The sequence below is a fragment of the Falsiroseomonas sp. E2-1-a4 genome, assembly GCF_051433165.1.
Lineage (GTDB): Bacteria > Pseudomonadota > Alphaproteobacteria > Acetobacterales > Acetobacteraceae > Falsiroseomonas.
Window position 1 is genome coordinate 1 of record NZ_JBHMFS010000073.1, and the last position, 947, is coordinate 947.

1 protein-coding gene is annotated in these 947 nt (G+C 67.3%); it reads left to right on the forward strand.

Annotated features, from left to right (window positions below; all coding sequences use genetic code 11):
- Positions 1-330: 330 nt before the first annotated feature.
- The coding region (locus ACFHNC_RS24695; RefSeq protein ID WP_437171888.1) for a LysR substrate-binding domain-containing protein at positions 331-947 on the forward strand (617 nt) is incomplete at its 3' end.

A 947-nucleotide genomic window follows, 5' to 3' on the forward strand; every position in this document is an offset into this window, starting at 1 on the left:
ACGCCTAACCTCGAAACCCGATGCGCCAGAGCCTCCGTTAGCCAACCGCCTCCGTTGTCTCAAAGCACTCGACGACGGACAGGCAAAGAGCCGAAGCGTCGCTTCCGCACCAACACCGGCAGGGACAGGCGTGACGAGCCGGACCGGGCGGGTCGGCAAGGCCTCGGCCCGCGCGATAGAGGGCACACCGAGTGCAAGCAGCCCCGGTAGGGCACGGCGGGAGAGCTTCATGGCACCAGGCTCCAGTAGAGGGTTGGACGCTGAAGATAGACATGCGCCGCTCGTGCTGGCGTTCTTGATTTGGAACGCTTCGTTCTGGCAAACTGAACGATGACGATCCGTGACACCCTTCTCGGCGACCTCGCGCTGCTTGAGCGTGTCGTGGCAGCCGGCGGCATCAGCGCCGCCGCAGCTGCGCTCGGCACGGCCAAGTCCTCAGTCAGCGCGCAGATCGCGGCGCTTGAGGCGGAGGTTGGCTTGCGCCTTCTCGTCCGCTCTAGCCGTGGCACACGGCCAACGCCTGCGGGTGAGCGCCTGCTCGAGGCGGGTCGCCGTCTCCGCGACGAGGCACAAGCCGCCCTTGCCGCCGCGCGGGGAGATGAGGGCGCCCTGGCCGGAACACTTCGTGTTTCGTGTCCCGTCGGCATTGCCGATGCGGTGTTGGTACCGCTGCTTGCGTCCTTTCTGGGGGAGCATCCCGCCCTGCGGCTCGATATCGCGGCCACCGATCGCATCGTCGATCCGCGACAGGAGTGGATCGACGTCGCGTTCCGCTTCGGCTGGTTGCGGGGCGCTGAACTTGGCCTGGTGGCGCGCCGCATCGGAACGTTCGAGGGTGTGCTTTGTGCCTCCCCCACCCACCTCGCTGCAGCGGGCGTTCCGCTGCGCAACGTTGAGGATCTCGGGCGCCACGCCTGGATCGGCTATGCAGGGTTCGGTGGGGAACG